The following is a 21008-nucleotide window of genomic DNA, read 5'->3' as shown; positions in this document are numbered from 1 at the left end:
AGTCGGCGGACGCTCGGGGGCGCCTGCGCCGCGCGTTCGCAGAACCGTCCCAGGCGTTCGGCTCAACACCAGCGGGAGCGGCAGCCGCCCCAACCTCCTCCGCCGGATGAGCCACTCGACGAGCCTCCCGAGCTTCCCGAACCGCCGGACATGCCGTCCGGGAAAGTGCTGTTGCGGTTCCGGTCGCCGGGGAACGGGTCGTGGTAGTCGGGGTCCCCGTCGTCGTCGCGGTCGGGCAGTTCGGCCGATCCGTTGTCCCTGCCTGCCCCGGCAGGGCAGTCGTTGTCCGGAGCGGACAGCCGCAGCCTCACCCAAGTGGTGTCGGTGACCGGCTGCTTTCGGGCGGGATCATGCGCACACACTTGCCACTTGTCGTACTCGCCCTCGTCGGGGAGCTGGTCGTTCACGTACGCCGTGTCCGCGTTTGCGCGATCAGGTCGTACGCCGAGAGCGACGAGCTTCTTCTGGGCCGCCTTCCACGTCGCGCCGACGAGATCCGGCATCGGCGGCCAGGGGATCGCTTCGCCGTCACGCTCGGGACACGGAGCGTCGGTCGGCACTGCTCCGAAGTCGATCGTACTTGCGCTGCTCGACGACGTGCGGGCCCGCTGGAAGCAGACGGTCCAGTTGGAGCGCATCCAGATGGCGTCGTCCTGGTCGGACGCGTTGTGGTCGCCGACGGTGAACCCGTCGGCCTCTGCCTTCTTTCGTGCTCTGTCCAGCCGCATGCCCCGGTAGTCCGGGACCTTGGGAGCGACCTTCGGGTTCGTCCCCGGTGCCGGGGTGGAGGTGCCGTCCGGTCCTCCGGCGATGCGCGCCTTCTCGTCCGCCTCCGCCACGGTGTCCGACGTCCTGTCCCGGGGCGCGGGCGGCAGGATCGCCCCGAACAGGATCACCGCCGCGACCGTCGCGGTCGCCTTCCACCGCTTCCGCCAGACATTGCCCCACCACAAGAGCACGAGCGCGAGGACCAGCATGAGGAATCCGAGGAACGCGTTGAGGACGCCGAGTGCCGGTACGGCGAGAACGAAGCCGACGCGTGCCCATCCCGTTCGCCACCAGGGAGTGCGGGGCGGTGCGCCGGCAGGTGGTGGTGTAGAGCCCGGGGCGGGGGCAGGACTGGGCATCGTAAGGGCCTTTCGGGGAGCGGCAGTTGGTCCGTACGTACGACCGACGGACCTGGTGCGGGGCGGAGGGATGCCCAGCTCGTCACCAGGAAGCGGACAGTCGCGGCCCGGTCGGCACCGCGGTCTTTCTCGTCCCTGGTGCAATCACCCGACCAGACCGAACCCCGTTTGTACGCGCCCAGTGCGCGCGCCACTCGATCGGATTACGGGGTGGGGCGGGACGGCCGCCGGCGGACTGCCGCTGTCCGCTCGTGGCTCGCTAGGGCCGGACAGGTCAGGCAGTTGAGTGATTGACGGCAGTCCGGGAGCCTCTGTAATCTCAAGGTGAGTTTGCTTTGAAAACAAACTGTTTCTGGAGGGCCTCCATGCCAGTTCCTCAGCACATCGACAGCCAAGCCGCCGGGCGGCAGTTGCTCGTCGGGCACCGGGAACTGCGCGCGCAGCTCGCGGCGTTGCGGACCGCGCTCGACGAAGAGGGCGGGCTCGCGGAGGCCGTGGGCGGGAACGGCGACGGTGTCTCCCTCGTGCAGCAGTTACGAGCCCGCTGCCTGGAGTACTGCCTCGGGCTTCACCACCACCACACCATGGAGGACGGCGCCTTCCCCGTCTTCGAGCAGCGGTATCCCGAGATCGCCCCCGTCATTGAGCGGTTGAGGGAAGAGCATCGGCAGGTGGCCGCCGGGCTCGACCGGCTCACCAAGCTCGTGGAGAGTGATGACGGGCAGGACCTGACCTGGCTGCGGGGGGAGTTGGAGCGGACCGTGGCCGGGATCGAGGAGCATTTCGTCTACGAGGAGACGTATCTGCTGCCCGCCCTGGGGGTGACCCCGCCCGGCCCCACCTCCTAGGACGGCCCCGCCCCACCGTCCGGTACCGTGGCGGATCTGGAGGTCGAAGCGATGTCAGAGGAGACGGAGCCGGAGGCGGAGGCGGGTAGTCGTCTCAGCGCCGAAGAGGCGGTTCGGGCGATGCTCGTCACGTTGCCGCGGTTGGTCTCCCGCGCCAAGCGCACCCCCGTGCCCGAGCAGTTGCGCTCGTTGCGGCTGGCGCCCCGGCATCTCTCCCTGCTGTCCTGTCTGATCTTCGACGGGCCCACGTCCGTCAAGGACCTCGCCGCTCGGCTGGAGGTCGCGCCGACCACGGTCAGTCTGATGGTCAGCGACCTGCAGCGCGAAGGGGTCGTGGAGCGCCGCTCCGATCCCGACGACCGCAGGCGCAGCATCGTCTCGCTCACCGAGGACCCCACCACCCGCGCGGCCGTCGACGCCTGGCTGGCCAGCGGGGCCAGGGCCTGGCGCAAGGTCTTCGACGATCTCAGTCCGCAGGAGCGCGCGACATTTGTGCATGCCATCCAGCGTTACGAGGAAGCCGTCGCCGAAGCACCCTGAACGTCCTGGACGCCCTGAAATCCTTCAACGGGGTCCGCCGCCACCGGGAATCTCGCCTTTCGTAGGCGGAACAGCGCCGCCGTGTACGGCCCCACTCCTCGCAGCGCCACTCGCGCCAGGTCCTCCGGGGTGTCCACGTCCAGGCGGATGCCGCAGTCGCTCGGCATGTCGATGGGGAACGCCCCGAGTGAGGCGTGCCGGTGTGCGGAGTCCGTGCCGAAGGCGGGTGCGAGGCCGGCGGTGGTGAGTGCGGTCAGGACGGTGGTTCCCTCGCCGGTGTGGTCGGCGACGAAGGCCCGCGGATGGTGACTCGCCTCCCGCAGGACATGCTCCAGTTCGCGTGGACGCAGGCCTGGCAGGTCGGCGGTGAGCGCCGCCACCGGACCCTCGGGGCCCACCGAGCGGCACTTGGCGGCCCCCAGGCGTACGGCGTCGTTGAGGTCGGGATCCGGTGCGTCCGGGCAGACCAGCGCGCCCAGGGTGCGGGCCTGCGAGGCCGCCAGTGGATCGGCCGTCACCACCACGACCGTACGGACTCCTTCGGTGTTCCGTACGGCCCAGAGCGTGTCCAGGAAGAAGGCGTGGGCCAGTTCCTGGCGCCACGGTCCCAGGCCCGCCGCGAGCCGGCTCTTGGCCCTGCTGAACGACTTGACCGGGAGCACCACCGACCACACGGGCTCAGCCCTGCGTCCGGGCGCGCACCACGAGGTCGTCCCGCTCGATGACCCGGGACCGGTTGCGCAGCACACCGGACACCCGGACCAGGGTGTCCCGGACGAAGCAGGTCGGCTCCACCAGGACGGCACCCTCTGCGGAAGTGACCGTCACCGTCGCGTAGTAGCTGGTGGACACCGTGCCGTCGTCGGCCTCCTCGACCGTCATCATGTCGAACCAGTGCCGGGGCTGCGCGCCGTCGAACCTGCCCGCCGCCGCCCGCGCGCCCGCCTCGATCGCCTCGGGGCCGGTCAGTACGGTGCCGCCCGCGAGGCGGAACTCCGCGCCCGCGACGAACGTGGCGGCGAAACCGCCGAAGTCGTCCCCGTCCATCCGGTGCATCTGCCGGGCGTAGAACTGGGTCACCTCCACATACAGCTCGGGGGAGGGGAGCTTGGGCGCGTTCGTCGTCTCGGCTGTCGTCTCGTCAGTCGTCATGGTGGCGATGCTGCGGGCGCCTACTGGAGGGCGGATCGAGCGGCGGCGGAGCCCACGGAGTCCCGCTGCCGTCGAGCCGGTCTCCAGCAGCCGTCGAGTGCGACCGCACAGGGTGTGCCGCATGGCTGAATTCACCATCACCGAGTTCCAGAGCGTCGTGAACGCCTGCTTCGACGGAGCCACCAGTGAGGAGATCAAGGATTCCACGCTGCACACCGAGTTCACCGACCTCGGTTTCGACTCGCTCACCGTGTACGAGATCGTGACCCGCATCCAGGACGACTTCAAGGTCAGCGTGCCAGACGAACAGCTCGACGAGCTCACCACTCCCGCCGCCCTCATCCAGTACGTCCAAGGTCAGCTCACCACCGTGTGATCCCCTGTGTGATCCCGCTGTTCCCCCAGCCGGTGCAGCGCCTCGGCGAACACCCGCGCGTCGGCCGGGCCACCGGCGTCCCGGCCGACGGCCAGCAGGGGGACGACCTCGCTGGCGCCGTCCCGCACCGCGGGGTGGTGCCGGGCGGGGGCGCTCAGGCTCCGGTCCGCGGAGCCGTCGAGCAGCAGCAGCCCCGGCCGCCTCCCCAAGGTGTCCAGCAGTTCCCGCAGGGCCGGCCAGTACCGCACCGGGGCGGCCAACTGCCCGCCCCAGAAGTGCGGATCCCGCGCCTGGTCCTCGGTCACCGCGACCCCGGTGCGGGTCGACACCACCGTGCCGGCGGCCGCCCGGGGAGCACGCGGCCCGAAACCCGCCAGCGCCTCACCGAAGCGCAGCGCGGCCCCTGCCATGACGGGGCTGTGGAAGGCGTGCCCCGACCGCAGCGCGCGTACCAGGATCCCGCGGTCCCGCAAGTGTTGCTCCACGGCGGCCAGCGCCTCCCGGGGGCCCGCCAGCACCGTCTGACGCGGTCCGTTGAGCGCCGCGACGGCCACCCCGGCGAAGGCCGCCCTGTCGGCCACCCCCGCGACAGCCACCCCGTTGGCTCCGGCTGCTACCCCGTCGGCCCCGACAGCCAACCCGTCGGCCCCGGCAACCGCCCGATCGGCCCCAACAGCCAACCCGTCGCCGAACCCCCCAAGCTCTTCGGCCAGTTGCCCCTCCGGCGCCGCCACCGCGAGCATCCCGCCGTGCCCCGTACCCTCCAGCGCCCGGGAACGGGCGGCGGCCAGCGCGCCGATGTCCGCCGGATCGAAGACGCCCACCAGGCAGGCCGCCGCCAGCTCGCCCACACTGTGCCCGAGCAGCAGCGCGGGAGGTTCCGCCGCCGCGCCCACCGCACGTCCCAGCGCGTGGCCCACGGCGAGCAGTAGCGGCTGCGCCACCGCCGACTCGTCCAGCTCCGGGTTGGGCGCGGGGCGCAGCCACGCCGACCGCAGCCGTGATCCCGTCGAGCCGAGCCGGCCGAAGAACTCGTCCATGGGCGCGGTGAACTCCTCCCGCGCGCCGTACAGTCCGGCGGCCATACGTTCCCGCTGCGCACCCTGTCCGGGCAGCAGCAGCACACTTCGTCGGCGCTCCACGGGACCTCCCTCGCCTCGGCCCCCGGCACCTCCGGCGGGCGGGCCGAGCCTGTCCGACCCGTCTCGACCTGGAGTGGACCACCGCTGGACCCGGCGAGACGGGGCCGCCAGTCGAATTCGAGCCGTGGTCAAGGGGTTGCGCCGACAGTCGAAGGCAGCCGAACGAGGGGCAGGACAGTGAACCGAAGTGTCGCAATCACCGGGATAGGCGTCGTCGCGCCGGGTGGGGTGGGCAAGAAGGCGTTCTGGGATCTCCTGGTCTCGGGCCGCACCGCCACCCGCACCATCTCCTTCTTCGACCCCTCCCGCTTCCGCTCACAGGTCGCCGCCGAAGTCGACTTCGATCCGCAGCGGTCCGGGCTCAGCCCGCGGGAGGCGAGGCGGCTGGACCGGGCCGCACAGTTCGCCGTCGTCAGCGCCAGGGAGTGCATGGCGGACAGCGGCCTCGAATTCGTGGAACTCGACCCGCACCGCACCGGGGTGAGCATCGGCAGCGCGGTCGGCGGCACCACCGGACTGGAACGCGAATATCTCGTCCTCAGCGACAGCGGCCGGCTGTGGGAGGTGGACAGCGACTACGTCTCGCCCCACCTCTTCGACGCCTTCGTGCCCAGTTCCCTGGCGGCCGAGGTGGCATGGACCGTGGGCGCCGAAGGCCCCGCCACGGTCGTCTCCACCGGCTGCACCTCCGGGCTGGACTCCGTGGGCTACGCGCGTGACCTCATCGCCGAGGGCACCGTCGACGTCATGATCGCCGGGGCGGCCGACACCCCGATCTCGCCGATCGCCGTCTCCTGCTTCGATGCGATCAAGGCCACCACGCCCCGCAACGACGACCCCGAGCACGCCTCCCGGCCCTTCGACCGCACCCGCAACGGCTTCGTACTCGCCGAGGGCGCCGCGATGTTCGTCCTGGAGGAACTGGAGCACGCGCGGGCCCGGGGCGCCCATGTCTACGGGGTGATCGGCGGCTACGCCACCCGCTGCAACGCGTACCACATGACGGGTCTGCGGCCGGACGGCCACGAGATGGCCGAGGCCATCCGGCACTCGCTGGACCAGGCGCGGCTCAACCCCGACCTCGTCGACTACGTCAACGCGCACGGGTCGGGCACCAAGCAGAACGACCGGCACGAGACGGCCGCCTTCAAGGAGACCCTCGGGCAGCACGCCTACGAGGTGCCGATCAGCTCCATCAAATCCATGGTCGGGCACTCACTGGGCGCCATCGGCTCCATCGAGATCGCCGCCTGCGCGCTGGCCATGGAGAACGGCGCCGTTCCCCCCACGGCCAACCTTCACGAGCCCGATCCCGAATGCGACCTGGACTACGTGCCGAACGAGGCCCGGGAGCACGCCGTGGACGCCGTCCTCAGTGTGGGCAGCGGCTTCGGCGGCTTCCAGTCCGCCATGGTCATCACCCGAGAGGAAACCACGCGATGACACTGGCCACTCCCGCGGCCCAGGAGACCCCTGAGCGCACCGGGCGGCCGACCGCCGTCATCACCGGCATCGGCGTCGCCGCCCCCAACGGCCTCGGCACCGAGCAGTGGTGGCAGTCCACGCTGCGCGGCACGAGCGGTATCGGGCCGGTCGTCGACTACGACGCCTCCCGCTACCCGTCCCGGCTGGTCGGGCGGATCGCGGGGTTCGAAGCGTCCGAGCACATCCCGGGACGGCTGCTGCCGCAGACCGACCGGGTGACCCGGCTGGCCCTCGTCGCGGGCGCCGAGGCGCTGGCCGACGCCGACGCCAACCCCGCCGAACTGGCGGAACAGGACGGATACGGCGAGTACGGCTGCGGCGTGGTCACCTCGAATGCCACCGGCGGATTCGAGTTCACCCACCGGGAGATCCGCAAACTGTGGACCCAGGGCCCGCAACAGGTCAGCGTCTACGAGTCCTTCGCCTGGTTCTACGCGGTCAACACCGGCCAGCTCTCCATCCGCCACAAGCTGCGCGGACCCAGCGGCGTCCTCGTCTCCGAACAGGCGGGCGGCCTCGACGCCATCGGCCAGTCCCGCCGCACGCTGGGACAGGGCGTCAAGCTCTCGCTGACCGGCGGCATGGACTCCTCCCTCGACCCCTGGGGGCTCGTCTCCCACCTCGCGAGCGGCCGGCTCTCCCGCTCCGACGACCCCGCCACCGCCTACCTGCCCTTCGACACCCGCGCCGCCGGTCAAGTGCCGGGCGAGGGGGGCGCGATGCTCGTACTCGAAGAGGAGAACGCGGCCCGTGCGCGCGGCGCCCGGGTGTACGGCGAGATCGCCGGATACGCGGCCACCTTCTCGCCGCGGCCGGGCTCCGGACGCCCGCCCGGTCTCGAACGCGCCGCACGGCTCGCCCTCGCCGACGGCGGGCTGGGCGTCGAGGACGTGGACGTGGTCTTCGCCGACGCAGCCGGACTGCCCACGGCCGACGACGAAGAGGCCGCGGCACTGCGCGCGCTCTTCGGCCCCTACGGTGTGCCGGTCACCGCCCCGAAGACCCTCACGGGCCGGCTCTTCGGCGGTGGGGCCCCGCTCGACGTGGCCGCGGCCCTGCTCGCCCTGCGCGACGGAGTCATCCCGCCCACCGCGGGCATCGACCGCCCCGTTCCCGAGCACCGGCTCGACCTGGTGCGCGGCACACCCCGCCAGGCGCCGCTGCGCACCGCGCTGGTGCTGGCACGCGGCCACGGCGGCTTCAACGCCGCCGTGGTGGTCCGTGCGCCCGAGGCCGCCTGACCTCCATTTCCACCCCGCACCTCACCCGCACTCGCACCACACCCCCACCCCCATCCGATTCCGTACGCAAGGAGTTCGCATCATGGCCATCACCCTCGACGACCTGGTCCTCGTGCTCACCGAGTGCGCGGGCGCCGACGACGACGTCACGCTCACGGGCCAGAACCTGGACGTGCCCTTCACCGACCTCGGCTACGACTCGCTGGCGCTGCTGGAGACGGCGGCCCTGATGAAGCAGCGGTTCGCGGTCGACCTCACCGACGAGGAGGTCACCGGGATCGAGACTCCCCGGGAGTTCCTCGACCGGGTCAACCACGCCGCGGCCCAGGCCGCCTGAGAGAACGGGCCCGACACCATGGAGCAGGTACAGGCCCCCCGGGGCACCGCCGTCGTCACCGGAGCGACCCGGGGCATCGGACGGTCCGTCGCGGCCTCCCTGGGCGCGCTCGGACACCCCGTCTACCTCTGCGCCCGGGACGAGGAAGCCCTCACCCAGACCGTCAAGGAGCTCCAGGAGAGCGGTGTGACGGCCGACGGAACCGTGTGCGACGTGACCTCGGCCGAGAGCGTGCAGCGGTTCGTCCAGTCCGCCGTCGACCGGTTCGGTCCGGTGGAGGTCCTGGTGAACAACGCCGGGCGCAGCGGTGGCGGCGTCACCGCCGAGATCCCCGACGAGCTCTGGTTCGACGTCATCAACACCAACCTCAACAGCGTCTTCCTGGTCACCAAGCAGGTGCTGACCACCGGCCGGATGCGTGAGCTGAAGCGCGCCAGGATCGTCAGCATCGCCTCCACGGGCGGTAAGCAGGGCGTCGTGTTCGGGGCGCCCTACTCGGCCTCCAAGCACGGCGTGGTCGGGTTCACCAAGGCCCTCGGCCTCGAACTGGCCAAGAGCGGAATCACCGTCAACGCGGTCTGCCCCGGCTATGTGGAGACGCCCATGGCGGGCAACGTGCGCCAGCACTACGCCCGTATCTGGAACACCACCGAGGACGAGGTCCTGGAGCGGTTCAACGCCAAGATCCCCCTCGGCCGCTACACCGACCCCGACGAGGTCGCCGCCATGGTGGCGTACCTGGTCTCGGACGCGGCGGCGGCCGTCACCGCGCAGGCGATCAACGTCTGCGGAGGCCTCGGAAACTACTGAGCCGCCCCGCACATCACTGAGATCTCGCACATCACCGAGGCTGAGGAGAACCACCGCGTGGACACGGAGACGCACGAGAGGACCGCGGACAGTCCCACCCGCAGCGCCGAGCACGTGACCGAGCTGGCCGCGTCGGCCCGCCGCGCCTACGCGCTCATCGAGGACGTCGGCCGCTGGCCGCTGCTCTTCGCGCCCTGCATCTGGTCCCAGGAACTGGAACGCACCGGCGGCGTCCAGCGCATCCGGCTCTGGGCGGTCGTCGGCAACGGGGTGCGCAGCTGGACCTCGCGGCGGGTGCTCGACCCGGAGGGCAACCGGATCGACTTCGCCCAGGAGACCCCGGCGGCGCCGATCACGGAGATGTCGGGTCACTGGCGGTTCCAGGACGCCTCGCCCGGCACCCCCGGGCGGCTGGAACTCGGGCACCGGTGGACCACCGACGGCGAGCCGGGCGCGGCCGACCGCATCGCCGCCGCGCTGGACTCCAACAGCAACGCCGAGATCGGGTCGCTCCGGGCCTGGGCGGAACGCCCCGAGGAGCCGCACGAGTTGATCCTGAGCTTCAGCGACGAGGAACTCATAGCCGCGCCGGCCGCGGAGGTCTACGACTTCCTGTACCGCGCCGATCTGTGGCCCGAGCGGCTGCCGCACGTGGCCGGGCTCGATCTGGAGACCAACCCGGCGGAGGCCGCCACCGCGGGCGCCGAGGTGCAGACGATGGACATGGAGACCTCCGCCGCGGACGGCAGTACGCACACCACCCAGTCGGTGCGGCTGTGCTTCGAGGGCGAGCGGATCGTCTACAAGCAGACCACCCCGCCGCGCGGACTGCTGGCGCACTCCGGCGAGTGGCTCTTCAACAGCGGGCCGGAGGGCACCCGGGTCACCGCCCGGCACACGGTGGCCCTCGATCCCGCCGCGGTGGAGAGCGTCTTCGGACCGGGCACCACCATCGCCGAGGCCCTCGCCAAGGCCCGGGACATCATCGGCGCCAACAGCCGGGGCACGCTTCGGACGGCCCGGGGCCACCTCGAGAAGGGGGCCGCCGAGTGAGTGGCCGCACCGTGAACGGGGCCCGGACCGCCGCCCCGGGAAGGCTGGAAGAGCTGGCGGACGGCGTGTTCGCGTACATCCAGCCCGACGGCGGCTGGTGTGTCAGCAACGCGGGCATCCTGCTGGAACCGGGGCGGGGCGGTGGGCCCGTGCTGGTGGACACGGCCGCCACCCACGAGCGGGCCCGCGCCATGCGGACCGCCCTCGGCGGGCTCACGCCCGAGTCCCCGCGGCTGATCGTCAACACCCATTTCCACGGCGACCACACCTTCGGCAACGCCGTACTGGCCGGCCCCGGCACCGTCGTCGTCGCGCACGAGCGCACCCGCAGCGAGATGGCAGCCGCCGGACTCGGTCTGACCGGGCTGTGGCCCGACGTCGAGTGGGGCGGCATCGAGTTGATGCTGCCCGACCTGACGTACCGTCAGGGGCTCACCCTCCACCAGGGGGAGCGCCGGATCGAGCTGATCCATCCGGGCCCCGCGCACACCACCAACGACACGCTGGTGTGGCTGCCCGAGGAGCGCGTGCTGTTCGCCGGCGACGTCGTGCTTCCCGGCTGTACGCCGTTCGTGCTGATGGGCTCCGTCGCCGGGTCCCTCGCCACCCTGGAACTCCTGCGGAAGCTGGACCCGTTGACCGTCGTCGGCGGCCACGGACCCGTCAGCGGCCCCGAGGAACTGACCCGGACCGAGGAGTACTTCCACTGGCTGACGGAGCTTGCCGCCGAGGGCAGGGCGGCGGGGCTCACCCCCCTCCAGCTCGCCCGCGAGAGGGGGCCCGGCCCGTACGGCGACCTCCGCGACCCCGAGCGGCTGCCGGCCAACCTGCACCGGGCCTACTCGGAACTGGCCGGCGAAGAGCTCGGCCATGCCCTCGACGTCGTGTCGGTCTTCGGCGAGATGGTCGAGTACAACGGGGGAGTACTTCCCGTCTCCCACGCCTGAGAGCCGTCCTGGCAGAACACTCGGCGCGGCGGTGGTGAAAGTTCACCACCGCCGCGCCGACGCGTCCCACATCCCGGCCGAACTGCCGTGACCCCGCGCGAACTGCCGTGACAGAGCCGGCCGGCCCCGTCTCCCGGGGCCGGCCGGCTCTGTCCGTGCCGCGTGGCCGCTACCGGGCCGCTGCCGGGCTGCTGGTCTGCGTGGTCTCCGGGGTCTCCGTGGTCCACAGTCGTCCCTCGGCGTAGGCGAGTGCCGCCGATTCGAACTGGAGGGCCACGTGGGTGGCCGAGGTGTTGACGTCCCGCCAGTACCGCTGGAGCGGGGCGCTCTCGCCGTAGCCCGTGGTGCCGCCGTTCGCCGCGAGGCGGTTGACCGCGGAGGCCAGCATCCGTACCGACAGGGCGGTGTCGCGCAGATTGCGCCGGGTCTGCTCGGGAGTCACCTCCGCGCCCAGGTCGGCGACCTGCGCGCACCGCTCCAACAGAAGCCGGGCGGCGTCCGTCTCCCCGGCCGAGTGGGCCAGTACGCCGGCGAGCGCCTCGCGGCTGGGGCCCGGCGCCTGGGGCCGCAGGAGTACGGAGCGCGCCTTGACCACCGCGTAGGCCGACCACTGGCCGAGCGCGCCCTCGGCGGCGCCAAGGAGCGGTCCGGCGAAGGAGAGACCGTTGGCCGCTTCCAGCGGCACGGTGTGACAGGCCGCCGTGGACGCCGTGGGGCGGCCCGTCAGCAGGTCGGCGCGGGCGAAGGCGCGCCGCTCGGGAACGAACACACCGGAGGCGACCACCGTGTGGCTGCCGGTGGCCCGCATCCCGACGCTCTCCCAGCTCTCCACGACCTCCACCTCGTCCCGGGGAACCGCGAAGACCCGGGGCCCGGCTCCGTCGGGCAGCGTGCCGCACAGCAGCAGCCAGTCCGAGTACGCCACGGCGCTGATGTAGGGCCAGCGCCCGGACAGTGTCCATCCGCCGGTCGCCGGTACGGCCTTCCCGAAGGGGGAGAGGGATCCGACGACGAGCGCGTCGGGCCCCTGCGCCCACACCTCGCGGTAGCCCTCGGCGGGCAGATACGCCGCCATCCGGCCCAGGTTGGCGGCCAGCGAGGCGCACCAGGCGGTGGCGGGGCAGGCGGCGCCGACCCGCGCCACCGCCTCGGTGAGCTCCGCGAAGGTGCCTTCGGCGCCGCCGCACTCCCGGGGTACGAAGTGCCGGGCGAAGCCGGCCTCGACCAGCAGTTTGACCACGTCGGGGTCGAGCTTGCGGGCTTCCTCGGCCCCTCGCGCGGATTCGGCGGCCTGTTGGGCCAGTTCCTCGGTGTCCAGCATCCTTGCGCCTCCCATGGACCGCGTCGTGCGGGGAAGCAGCCGTGGGCATGGACGTCGCGCTCCAGGCGGCCATGCCGTCAGCGGCGTGCGTTCGCGCACCCGTCGTCCGCCACGGTCCCGGTCTCCGCTGGAAGGCGGCTGGAGGTCGGCTCGACAGCGGCCGCCGTCACCGCCCCGACTCCAGCGTGCTGCGCAGGAGCTGGTCGAAGCCGGCCTTGATCCGCTCCGGTGAGAAGCCCCTGACCCGGCACTGGTGGTCGATCAGGCTGGGCGCGAAGGGGGCCAGCAGCGCGTCCGCCAGAAAGTCCGCGTCGGCGTCCGGGCGCAGTTCGGCGATCAGCCGGCCGGCATGCGCGTGCTGGAAGTCGTAGGAGGCGCTGAGGTAACGCGCGGGCGGCGAACTGGACTCGGCGAGCAGCAGCAGTTCCCGCTGCCCGACGGAGAGGTCGACGAGCGCGTGCAGGAAGGCGCGCAGCCGGTCACCGGCGTCGGCCCGCGGTCCCAAGGGGGGCGGGCCCTCCACCACCCGGGCCCGGAACAGCTGATGCTGTTCCTCCAGGAGCGCGAAGACCAGTCCGGCGCGGTCGCCGAAGCGGCGGTAGACCGTGCCCACGCCCACATCCGCCACCCGCGCGACCTCGTCGAGGGAGAGCCGCTCGGCCGCTCCGGCGGCCACCAGGCGGGCCGCCGCGGCCAGGATCTTCTGTCGGTTGCGCACCGCGTCGGCGCGTTCGGAGGGGGCTGCGGCCATGGCCGTGAGCATAGTTCGCCCCTGCTCCAGCGGCGTACGAGGTCGTTGCTTGCGATACGGAAGTCTCTCCGCTTAGGCTCGGCGCGCGTACTGATGTGGAGAGTTCTCCGTTTGTCTCGCCGAGAGGAAGTCCCCGTGGCTGCTGACCAGTTCGACCCCGCGCCCACCACCCCCGCCGAAGGAGACCCGGGCAGCTACAACCTCCCGGTCATGCAGGAGTTCCGGCAGAACGGCGGCAAGGTCGGCGGTCCCTTCGAGGGCGGTTCGCTCATCCTGCTCACCACCAAGGGGGCGAAGTCCGGCGTGGTGCGCACGGTGCCCACGCTCTTCTTCGCCCAGGCCGACGGCAGCCTGCTGATCTTCGGCAGCAACGGCGGCGCGGACACCCACCCCGCCTGGTTCCACAACATCAGGGTGAATCCCCGGGTGACCGTCGAGACCGGCGAGGAGACCTACTCGGCCGTCGCGACCGAGGTGCCGGCCGGGAGCGAGGAGCGCGACCGCCTCTTCGCCGAGGCCGCCGCCGAGGTGCAGGCCTTCGCCGCCTACCAGGCCCAGACCGAACGGAAGATCCCCCTGGTCATACTGAGCCGGAAGGACTGACCCGTGCGCTACACGCTTCTCGGCAGGACCGGAGTCCGGATCTCCCGGCTGGCACTGGGCACCATGACCTTCGGCGACGACTGGAAGCTCCCCGAGGAGACGCGCACGCGGATCTTCGACCAGTACGCCGAGGCCGGCGGCAACTTCATCGACACCGCCGACGAGTACGGCGACGGATCGGCGGAGACGACGCTCGGCAAGCTGCTCGCCGGCCGCCGCGACGAGTTCGTCCTCAGCACCAAGTACACGATGCAGACGCGGCCGGGTGACCTGAACTCCGCGGGCAACCACCGCAAGAACCTGGTGCGTTCCCTGGAGGCGAGCCTGCGCCGGCTCGGCACGGACCACATCGACATGCTGTGGGTGCACGCCCGCGACACCCTCACGCCGGTGCCCGAGGTGATGCGGGCGCTGGACGACCAGGTGCGTGCGGGCAAGGTGCTCTACGTCGGTGTGTCCGACTGGCCCGCCTGGGAGGTGGCCCAGGCCAACACCCTGGCCGAGCTGCGCGACTGGTCGCCCTTCGCGGGACTGCAGATCAGGTACAACCTGCTGGAGCGCACCGTCGAGCGCGAACTCCTCCCGATGGCCCACGCCTTCGACCTGCCGGTGTTCGCCTGGGGGCCGCTGGCCGACGGGCGGCTCACCGGCAAGTACCTGCGCTCCGAGGAGGGGCGGCTGGACCACGTGGCCTGGGGGCAGGGCGGCACCGGTCCCGGCGACGACGTCGTGGAGGAGACCGTACGGGTCGCCGAGGCCGCCGGAATCAGCCCCGCCCAGGTGGCGCTGGCCTGGCTGCTGTCCCGGCCCGCAAACGTGGTGCCGATCCTCGGCGCCACGAAGCCCGAGCAGCTCGCCGACAACCTGGGGGCCGTCGAAGCGGTGCTGGAGGACGACTGGCTGGCGGGCCTGGAACGGGTCAGCAGTGTGGCGCCGGGCTTCCCGCACGACTTCCTGCGCTTCCCGGCCATGCGGGACGCCATCTACGGCGACCGCTGGCAGCAGGTCGACGACCTGCGGACGACCGCGCGACGGGTACCGGCCGACGACCGGTACGGGGCGGCCTGAGCGCTCCGCCGGAAGTACGGTGCCTGACACAACAGTGCGGCGGAGCGGCCAACCGGCCCGCTCCGCCGCACTGTTGTGTCACTCCACAGGCCCCGGGAGAGGCCCCCGGGGAGGGCTACGAGTCCTTCACGTTCACGGTCTCCGACAGATTCACCTTGGCGACGATCTGTTCCACCTTCACCCGGACCACGACGCCGTTGGGGATGGTGAACCGCTCGGAGAACTCCTCCTCGCGCCGCTTGCCGTGGTATCGGCCGCCGATCCGGGCGGTCCAGGCGCGCAGTTCGTCGATGTCCTCGCTGAGCGTCGCCCGCCCGCGCACCAGCACGAACGAGAACGGCGGGCGCTCGTCGTCCCACAACATCGCGATCCTGCCGTCCCGTTGCAGGGAGCGGCCCTTCACGCTGTCCTTCTGGCAGGTGTAGATGATGTCGTCGCCGTCCATGATGACTCCGACCGGGACGACATGAGGGCTGCCGTCCTTGCGGACCACCGAGGCCTTCGCGGTCCTGGGCGGATCGGCCATGATGAACTCCCGCCACCAACCCTCGGGCGCGTCCACGTAGTTGGGCATCAGTGCGTCTCCTTCTCCTGCTGCTTCGCCGTCTCGTCGGACGCCGTGTTGTCGAAAGCTGTGCTGTCGATCGCCGTGCTGCCGGATGCCGTGCCGTCGGCTGCGATGCGGTCGGTCGCGATGCCGTCGGCTGCGATGCCGTCCGGGTTCGCGCGCCGCCAGGTGAGTACGCGCTCCGGCGCGCGGCCCCCCACCGGTGTCACGGCCGTGCCGCGCAGCGACAGCGTCTCGCCGTCGAGCGCGACGCGGCGTATCTGTTCGGTGCCCGCCATCCGCGGGTGGGCGCTGACCTGGACCCGGTGCGTCATCCGGTCCCCGGCCAGCCGCCACTGCCCGGAGTAGCCCATGTAGGTCTCCAGGGCCGGGGCGTCCCCGGTCTTCATCATGCTCACCGCGACATGGCCGTCCGCGGTGTAGATCAGCAGCCCGGCCGGCGCCTCGCCCAACGGCCCCGCCACCGTGCCCCCGTCCTCGCCCACCTCCGTGTACGAGGCCAGCCGCCACACTCCGACGACCTCCTCCGGCGTCACCGCGAGCGCCTGCTGGTCACGCGGTAGGAGCCGAGCCGCACGGCCGCGCCCTGTCCGAAGAGCCGCCCGGCGTCGGTGCTGTCCTCGTCGGCGAAGGTCTGCTCCTGCGGCGCACCGACCGAGGGCCGGTAGTACGTGGTGTGCTTGCGCGCGGAGAGCCGTACGAGGCCCTTGTCGGTGGGCCAGGACGCGTCCAGCAGGGTCAGCAGTCCCAGCCCGGCGTTGAGCTGCCTGGGCCTGACCAGCGTCTCCTCGCCGCCCTCGTCCAGGGTCGCGGTGGACCGGTCGAGACGGTGTCCGATGCGGTCCACCCGGAAGTGCTCCTCGCCGTCGATGAGCCAGCGCACCACCCCGGCGGCGCGGTCGTAGGCGATGCCGAAGTCGTGGCTGTCGCCGGGCCGCCGCGCGACCAGCGGCACGGTGTGCGCGAACGAGGCGTAGTCGCCCAACTGGCCGCGCAGGAAGGTGGGGCGCCCGTACCAGGCGTAGATCCGCTTGTTGGTGACCACGAAGTCGAAGGAGACGGAGGTCTCCGGGTCGGTGGTCAGCATCATCGCGGAGGCCAGCCGCAGATCGTCCTCCGGATCCCGCACCGCGTCCCCGAAGGGGTGGTCCGCGGTGCCGTAGGTCCGCCCGGAGAGCCGCGTCTCGAAGAGGAGCTCGTAGCCCTCGTGGGCGTCGAAACCCGGGTGGCCGCTGGAGGCCGTGTGACTGGTGTACGCGATGAACTTGGCGTGGTCCCCGGAGCCCGGCATGCCGACCGGGTTCTCGGCGGGGATGGTCTGTGTGAACGCCGGCTCGCCGGTCGCGGGGTGGCTGCCACGTGCCCGTACGGACAGCTCGCCCGGGCGGGTGGTGACGATGCCGTCGTCGGCCCGGTAGGGGCCGCCCGCCACGTGGAACCACCGGGCGCCCTCGCCCTCGGTGCGGAACCCCTCGGCGAAGTCGTCCCAGACCATCCGGTAGCCACGGCTGCCGGGTTTGGCGGTGGAGGTCCCCGGCGTCGTCATGACGGTGCCCAGTGCGGCGGCGGCGAGCAGCAGGCCGTGCCGGGAGACGAACGTTCTGCGCGGCATCGGAACCGCTCCTTTCCTAGGGGTGTTCGGGGTGTCCAGCGGTGCGTCCGTGCGCGGAGTGCCGGGCGTGCGGGGCGCGTTCACAGGTGTCCGTCCAGTACGGCGGTGACCGCCGCGGGGAAGGAGTCCACGACCGTGTCCGCTCCCGCCCGCATCAGTTCGTCGGGGCCGGACACGCCGTACGAGACCCCGATGACCGTCATTCCGGCGGCCCGCCCCATCTCGGCGTCGGGCACCCCGTCTCCGATCACCACGCACTGCTCCGGAGCGAGCCCGAGCCCCTTGGCGACATGCAGGGCCATGTCGGGGTGCGGCTTGCCGCGCTCCACGCTGTCGTCGCCCGCGATGACCGTCAGCCGGGTGTCCAGACCGGTGAGTTCGGCGATGGCGCGCGCGGCCTTCTCGACCTTCGAGGTCGCCATGGCCAGCCGGAAACCGGCGGCGGACAGCCGGTCGAGCCCTTCGAGGACCCCGGGATACAGCAACCGCGGCCCGGCCGCCCGCACATGGGCGCCGAACCGCCGCCCGTACTCCTCGGTCGCCTCGGCCACCCGCGGGTCCTCCACGGGAACGCCCAGCAGCCCGGCGAGAGAGGCCGGCAGCGGGCGGCCGACCGTGGAGAGGATCGCCCCTCGGGACACCGCCGTGCCCATCGCCGCCAGGACCTCGGCGGTGATGGTGGCGATGGCGGCGGGGGTGTCCGCGAGCGTGCCGTCGAGGTCGAGGATCACACCACGGTCCGCCGCGGCCGGGTCGCCGGTCACCGCTCGGCCTGTACGGCGCTCAGGGCGGCGGAGAACTCTCCCGCGACCCGGGCGGTGCTGAGCAGCAGGGAGCGGCCGGCCTTGGGCAGCATGCCGCCGGAGGCCCTGGCGAGCGCCTTCATCAGGTACGGGCTGACCGCGTTGCCCACGATGCCCTCCTGGTCGCACTGGGCGAGGGCCTCGGCGATGGCGGCCTCGACGATCGCCTCGTCCACCGCGTCCTGCTCGTCGATGGGACTGGTGAGCAGCACCGTGCCGGGTCCGTTGACCTGCCAGTGGGCCTCGGCGGCGCGCGCGGCGGTGTGCAGATCGTCCATGCGGGTCACCGGCACATCGGCCTCGCGCACCACGAAGGCCGCGAGTTTGTCGGTGCGGTACCCGTACACGGGGACACCGGCCGTCTCCAGGTACTCGGCGGTCAGCCGGTGGTCCAGGATGCTCTTCGCGCCGCCGGAGACCACGGTCATCTTCGTTTTGCGGAACTGGAGCAGGTCGGGGGAGATGTCGAGGGTGTCCTCGCCCCGGCGGTGCACACCGCCGATGCCCGCCGTGGTGAAGACCTGGATGCCGGCCCGCTCGGCGATCACGATGGTGCCGGCCACCGTCGTCGCCCCGAGGCCGCCGCCGGCCAGCGCGCCGCCGATGTCCCGCGCGCTGATCTTCGGAATGCCCTTGGTGGAGGCGAAGCGGTCGATGAGGGAGTCGGTCAGACCGACGACGAGTTTCCCGCCGGCGATCCCGATGGTGGCGGGTACGGCCCCGGCGCCCCGTACCGCCTTCTCGATCAGTGAGGCGGTCTCGGACGAGGGGTCGGTGGTGATGAGCGAGGACTCCAGCGCCACCACCGGACGCCGTTCCGCGAGCGCCGTGGCGATCTCGTCGCTGACCTCTAGCAGCTGGTCGGGCTGTCGTTCCATGTCCGGGGTGTCCTTCCTGAGGTGCGGGAACTGACTCGCCTGGTCACCCTCCCCGGCCCCGCTGGAGCCCCGGTCGAGGAGCTGTCGAAGCCCGTGCCGCAGCGGTCCTCAAGAGAAACTCCGGTGCCTTCCGGCACGGTCGCGGAACCGGAAACCGCTGAAACAGGGGGTAGTTGTGGCAAGGGGAACGATGAGACACAAGGTTGCGTACGCCGTGGTGGCCGCGGCGGCCGTGGTGGCGCTGCTGCCGGCGACCGCGCAGTCCGCGCCGACGGCGTCGCGGGCGGGGGCGGGCGGCGGGACCGTCCTGTTCCAGGACACGTACGGCTCCGGATTCACCACCGGTGAGAACGGCAACTGGCTGCTCCAGGGCGATGCGGAGTGGCCGACCGGGGACGCCGTCGTCACCACGCCGGGCGGCGTGCTCAACGTGGTGCCCACCGGCGTCAACCCGAAGACGGGCGACCCGGCCTACGCCCGCAGCACCGGACCGGACGGCGGCGCGGACTCGGACGACCACATCAAGTGGATCGCCTTCCCCAACCGGTTCACCGCCGAGAACGTCCCGGGCTTCGAGGTGCCGGACACCGGCTCCATCAGCTGTGTGCACAAGGTGGCGGGCCGGACCTTCGGCACCGAGAACCCGTTCGGGAGCACCGTCAAGGACCCGGCGTCCGACATCAGGCTCGCCTCGATCGCGCTGATCACCGCCGACTTCGAGTCCCGGGCGATCGCCGACTTCTCGGTCACGAACGACACCATCTACGCCATCTACGAGCGCCTGCCGAGCGACACGGAGGACTACGCCTCCTACGGTTACGCGATCCCGCTGGCGAAGACGGCGCCGGGGGCGATGCACGAACTGGAGGTCCGGCTGGACCAGAGCGGCAAGCGCGTGACCTGGTTCGTGGACGGCCGGCAGAAGCTCCAGACCGACAAGATCGGCACGCGCGCCTTCGACCGCAAGTACATGACGCTCGACCACGGCGGCACGGAGGAGCGGGTCGAGCTCGACCAGATCACCTGCGGCATGGGGCTGGGCAGCCTGCTGGACGGGGCCAAGCCGGGCGCGGCCGACGGCGGGGCGCTGGTGCGGCTCAAGCACAAGGAGGGCTTCTACTTCGATCCGCGGCGCGGTGAGCCGGTGGCACAGAAGTTCTTCGACCCCGAGAGCAAGGTCGAGAACCGGCTCTTCGGCCAGGGCTCCGAGATCAGGGCTGACTGGACGAAGGTGATCCGCAGGCCCTGACCGGGGGAGCGGATCACGGGACATGAGGGAGCGGGGCCGTCAGCACTACGACGGCCCCGCTTCTGTGCGTGCGACCGGTTCTCACCGGCGCGCAGGGTTCAACACCGAGCTTCGAACCGCGAGTTACCGCAGTTCGAGGGCGAGATCGCGCTCCACGTAGGTGCTTCGCGGTTTGTCCAGGCCTCCGCCCAGGACCTGCTGGTGCAGCCGCTGTATCCGGTCGGACGGTTCGACGCCCAGTTCCCCGACGAGCGCCGAGCGCAGTTGCTGGTAGACGTCGAGGGCCCGCCAGGTGTGCCCGGAACGGCACAGGGCGATCATCAGCTGCGCGTGGAAGCTCTCGTGCATCGGATGCTGGGCGACCAGCATCCGCAGCTCGCCGAGGAGTTCGGCGTGCCTGCCGAGCCGCAGATCGGCTTCGATCCGCAGTTCGAGCGCCCGCGCCCTGGCCTCCTCGATGCCGAGGATCTCGGTGTCCAGGACATGCCCCGTCGGTACGTCGATGAGGGCCGAGCCGTGCCACAGGCTCAGGGCCCTGCCGAGCACGTCGGCGGCCAGGCCGGCCTCGCCCCTCTCCAGTGCGGCGCTCCCTTCCGCCGTGAGCCGTTGGAACGTTCCGACATCACTGCTGAGCACCGGTTCGGACAACAGGTATCCGCCGAACCGGGTGGACAGTACGTCCTTCGCGGTCGGTCGCCGGACGTCCGGCCGGGCTGCGCTGATCCTGCGGCGGAGTTGAAGGATGTAGGTCTGCAAGGTGGTCTGTGCGCTCCGGGGTATTCGGTCACCCCAGATCTCCTCCATGAGAACCGGTACGGGTACGATCCGTCCGGCTCGCAGGGCGAGGAGTGCCAGTATCTGCCGAGGCTTGCCCGCGCTCGGCACGATCGACGTGCCGTCCAGACGGATGTCGAGCGGTCCTAAAACTTCGATTTCCATATCCAGGCCCCCTGTCGGAAAATTCCAATTGGGAGCCTCGCAGAGGACTTCGGATCGCCATAGTGAATCCGCCATGGCTGTGCCTATGAATTCCTCATACCCGGCGCGGGTGATCGGCTCGGGGAGGAAAAGGTGGGGCGAGAACCAGCCAATTTTGT

At 71.4% G+C, this 21008-nt stretch carries 24 protein-coding genes; 12 read left to right on the top strand and 12 right to left on the bottom strand.

All coding sequences use genetic code 11. From position 1 onward, the window contains the following. Positions 1 to 62: 62 nt before the first annotated feature. Positions 63 to 1127, bottom strand: coding sequence for a hypothetical protein (locus tag ACN20J_RS15895; RefSeq protein WP_419666132.1), 1065 nt, complete (start codon positions 1125 to 1127; stop codon positions 63 to 65). A gap of 365 nt (positions 1128 to 1492) precedes the next feature. On the opposite strand from ACN20J_RS15895, the gene ACN20J_RS15890 reads away from it, so the two are divergent. Then, on the top strand, positions 1493 to 1975 hold the full coding sequence (locus ACN20J_RS15890; RefSeq protein WP_189838175.1) for a hemerythrin domain-containing protein: 483 nt from the start codon (positions 1493 to 1495) through the stop codon (positions 1973 to 1975). A 51-nt stretch (positions 1976 to 2026) separates the two neighbouring features. Beyond that, positions 2027 to 2515, top strand: a complete 489-nt coding sequence (locus tag ACN20J_RS15885; RefSeq protein WP_359847628.1) for a MarR family winged helix-turn-helix transcriptional regulator — start codon at positions 2027 to 2029, stop codon at positions 2513 to 2515. Here ACN20J_RS15885 and cofC read toward each other — a convergent pair. Then, a complete protein-coding gene (cofC, locus tag ACN20J_RS15880; RefSeq protein WP_419666131.1) occupies positions 2485 to 3180 on the bottom strand; it encodes a 2-phospho-L-lactate guanylyltransferase in 696 nt (231 codons plus the stop codon). The two genes, ACN20J_RS15885 and cofC, sit on opposite strands and share 31 nt — an antisense overlap. 13 nt (positions 3181 to 3193) lie before the next feature. Beyond that, the gene (locus ACN20J_RS15875) at positions 3194 to 3667 is read right to left on the bottom strand and encodes a nuclear transport factor 2 family protein (protein ID WP_419666130.1); all 474 of its coding nucleotides are present in this window, start codon (positions 3665 to 3667) and stop codon (positions 3194 to 3196) included. A gap of 121 nt (positions 3668 to 3788) precedes the next feature. Here ACN20J_RS15875 and ACN20J_RS15870 point away from each other — a divergent pair, with 121 nt between their 5' ends. Further along, positions 3789 to 4043 (top strand): acyl carrier protein, encoded by a 255-nt coding sequence (locus ACN20J_RS15870; protein WP_055613729.1) that lies wholly within the window; start codon positions 3789 to 3791, stop codon positions 4041 to 4043. Here the strand turns inward: ACN20J_RS15870 and ACN20J_RS15865 are convergent. After that, positions 4025 to 5185, bottom strand: a complete 1161-nt coding sequence (locus ACN20J_RS15865) for an acyltransferase domain-containing protein (RefSeq protein WP_246575020.1) — start codon at positions 5183 to 5185, stop codon at positions 4025 to 4027. The two genes, ACN20J_RS15870 and ACN20J_RS15865, sit on opposite strands and share 19 nt — an antisense overlap. A 177-nt stretch (positions 5186 to 5362) precedes the next feature. Between ACN20J_RS15865 and ACN20J_RS15860 the strand changes: the two genes are divergently transcribed. From ACN20J_RS15860 to ACN20J_RS15835, 6 genes are all read left to right on the top strand, one after another. Next, on the top strand, positions 5363 to 6628 hold the full coding sequence (locus ACN20J_RS15860) for a beta-ketoacyl-[acyl-carrier-protein] synthase family protein (protein WP_361997704.1): 1266 nt from the start codon (positions 5363 to 5365) through the stop codon (positions 6626 to 6628). Continuing rightward, positions 6625 to 7911: a ketosynthase chain-length factor gene (locus ACN20J_RS15855; RefSeq protein WP_190228131.1), complete on the top strand. Its 1287-nt coding sequence runs from the start codon at positions 6625 to 6627 to the stop codon at positions 7909 to 7911. The genes ACN20J_RS15860 and ACN20J_RS15855 overlap by 4 nt, the downstream gene beginning before the upstream one ends. Before the next feature lie 82 nt (positions 7912 to 7993). Next, complete coding sequence (locus tag ACN20J_RS15850; protein WP_190228132.1) at positions 7994 to 8248, top strand: acyl carrier protein; 255 nt, start codon at positions 7994 to 7996, stop codon at positions 8246 to 8248. Positions 8249 to 8266: 18 nt separating this feature from the next. Further along, positions 8267 to 9058 carry an SDR family NAD(P)-dependent oxidoreductase gene (locus tag ACN20J_RS15845; RefSeq protein WP_055613724.1) on the top strand — a complete coding sequence of 264 codons (792 nt, stop codon included), beginning with the start codon at positions 8267 to 8269 and terminating at the stop codon, positions 9056 to 9058. Between the two features lie 57 nt (positions 9059 to 9115). After that, positions 9116 to 10111 (top strand): aromatase/cyclase, encoded by a 996-nt coding sequence (locus tag ACN20J_RS15840; RefSeq protein WP_419666129.1) that lies wholly within the window; start codon positions 9116 to 9118, stop codon positions 10109 to 10111. After that, positions 10108 to 11058 carry an MBL fold metallo-hydrolase gene (locus tag ACN20J_RS15835; RefSeq protein ID WP_419666128.1) on the top strand — a complete coding sequence of 317 codons (951 nt, stop codon included), beginning with the start codon at positions 10108 to 10110 and terminating at the stop codon, positions 11056 to 11058. Before ACN20J_RS15840 ends, ACN20J_RS15835 begins: the two co-directional genes overlap by 4 nt. 169 nt (positions 11059 to 11227) lie before the next feature. On the opposite strand, the gene ACN20J_RS15830 is transcribed toward ACN20J_RS15835, so the two are convergent. Next, positions 11228 to 12379, bottom strand: a complete 1152-nt coding sequence (locus ACN20J_RS15830; RefSeq protein ID WP_419666127.1) for an acyl-CoA dehydrogenase family protein — start codon at positions 12377 to 12379, stop codon at positions 11228 to 11230. 166 nt (positions 12380 to 12545) lie between these two features. Then, positions 12546 to 13130 (bottom strand): TetR/AcrR family transcriptional regulator, encoded by a 585-nt coding sequence (locus ACN20J_RS15825; RefSeq protein WP_246575022.1) that lies wholly within the window; start codon positions 13128 to 13130, stop codon positions 12546 to 12548. Between the two features lie 135 nt (positions 13131 to 13265). On the opposite strand from ACN20J_RS15825, the gene ACN20J_RS15820 reads away from it, so the two are divergent. Both ACN20J_RS15820 and ACN20J_RS15815 read left to right on the top strand, forming a co-directional pair. Further along, complete coding sequence (locus ACN20J_RS15820) at positions 13266 to 13733, top strand: nitroreductase/quinone reductase family protein (RefSeq protein ID WP_246575023.1); 468 nt, start codon at positions 13266 to 13268, stop codon at positions 13731 to 13733. A 3-nt stretch (positions 13734 to 13736) separates the two neighbouring features. After that, positions 13737 to 14801 carry an aldo/keto reductase gene (locus ACN20J_RS15815; protein WP_361895873.1) on the top strand — a complete coding sequence of 355 codons (1065 nt, stop codon included), beginning with the start codon at positions 13737 to 13739 and terminating at the stop codon, positions 14799 to 14801. Between the two features lie 115 nt (positions 14802 to 14916). Here the strand turns inward: ACN20J_RS15815 and ACN20J_RS15810 are convergent, their stop codons facing one another. The 5 genes from ACN20J_RS15810 to ACN20J_RS15790 form a co-directional block, all read right to left on the bottom strand. Next, entirely contained in the window at positions 14917 to 15375 is a 459-nt protein-coding gene (locus ACN20J_RS15810) for a PPOX class F420-dependent oxidoreductase (protein ID WP_055613718.1), read from the bottom strand. Beyond that, positions 15375 to 15905 carry a lipocalin-like domain-containing protein gene (locus tag ACN20J_RS15805; protein WP_419666126.1) on the bottom strand — a complete coding sequence of 177 codons (531 nt, stop codon included), beginning with the start codon at positions 15903 to 15905 and terminating at the stop codon, positions 15375 to 15377. The genes ACN20J_RS15810 and ACN20J_RS15805 overlap by 1 nt, the downstream gene beginning before the upstream one ends. Beyond that, entirely contained in the window at positions 15902 to 16981 is a 1080-nt protein-coding gene (locus ACN20J_RS15800) for a DUF6081 family protein (protein ID WP_055613717.1), read from the bottom strand. The genes ACN20J_RS15805 and ACN20J_RS15800 overlap by 4 nt, the downstream gene beginning before the upstream one ends. Before the next feature lie 80 nt (positions 16982 to 17061). Then, positions 17062 to 17745 carry an HAD family hydrolase gene (locus tag ACN20J_RS15795; RefSeq protein ID WP_419666125.1) on the bottom strand — a complete coding sequence of 228 codons (684 nt, stop codon included), beginning with the start codon at positions 17743 to 17745 and terminating at the stop codon, positions 17062 to 17064. Beyond that, a complete protein-coding gene (locus ACN20J_RS15790; protein WP_359856811.1) occupies positions 17742 to 18662 on the bottom strand; it encodes a pseudouridine-5'-phosphate glycosidase in 921 nt (306 codons plus the stop codon). The genes ACN20J_RS15795 and ACN20J_RS15790 overlap by 4 nt, the downstream gene beginning before the upstream one ends. Before the next feature lie 190 nt (positions 18663 to 18852). On the opposite strand from ACN20J_RS15790, the gene ACN20J_RS15785 reads away from it, so the two are divergent. Then, entirely contained in the window at positions 18853 to 19911 is a 1059-nt protein-coding gene (locus ACN20J_RS15785; protein WP_361895884.1) for a DUF6081 family protein, read from the top strand. Between the two features lie 123 nt (positions 19912 to 20034). Here the strand turns inward: ACN20J_RS15785 and ACN20J_RS15780 are convergent, their stop codons facing one another. Continuing rightward, positions 20035 to 20850, bottom strand: coding sequence for an AfsR/SARP family transcriptional regulator (locus ACN20J_RS15780; RefSeq protein ID WP_189838192.1), 816 nt, complete (start codon positions 20848 to 20850; stop codon positions 20035 to 20037). Positions 20851 to 21008 lie beyond the last annotated feature (158 nt).

The organism is Streptomyces sp. 2-1 (genome assembly GCF_048564895.1).
In the GTDB taxonomy this organism is placed as follows: Bacteria; Actinomycetota; Actinomycetes; order Streptomycetales; family Streptomycetaceae; genus Streptomyces; species Streptomyces phaeochromogenes.
Note: the sequence above shows the minus strand (reverse complement) of the source record. Positions and strands in the feature narration are given on the sequence as shown.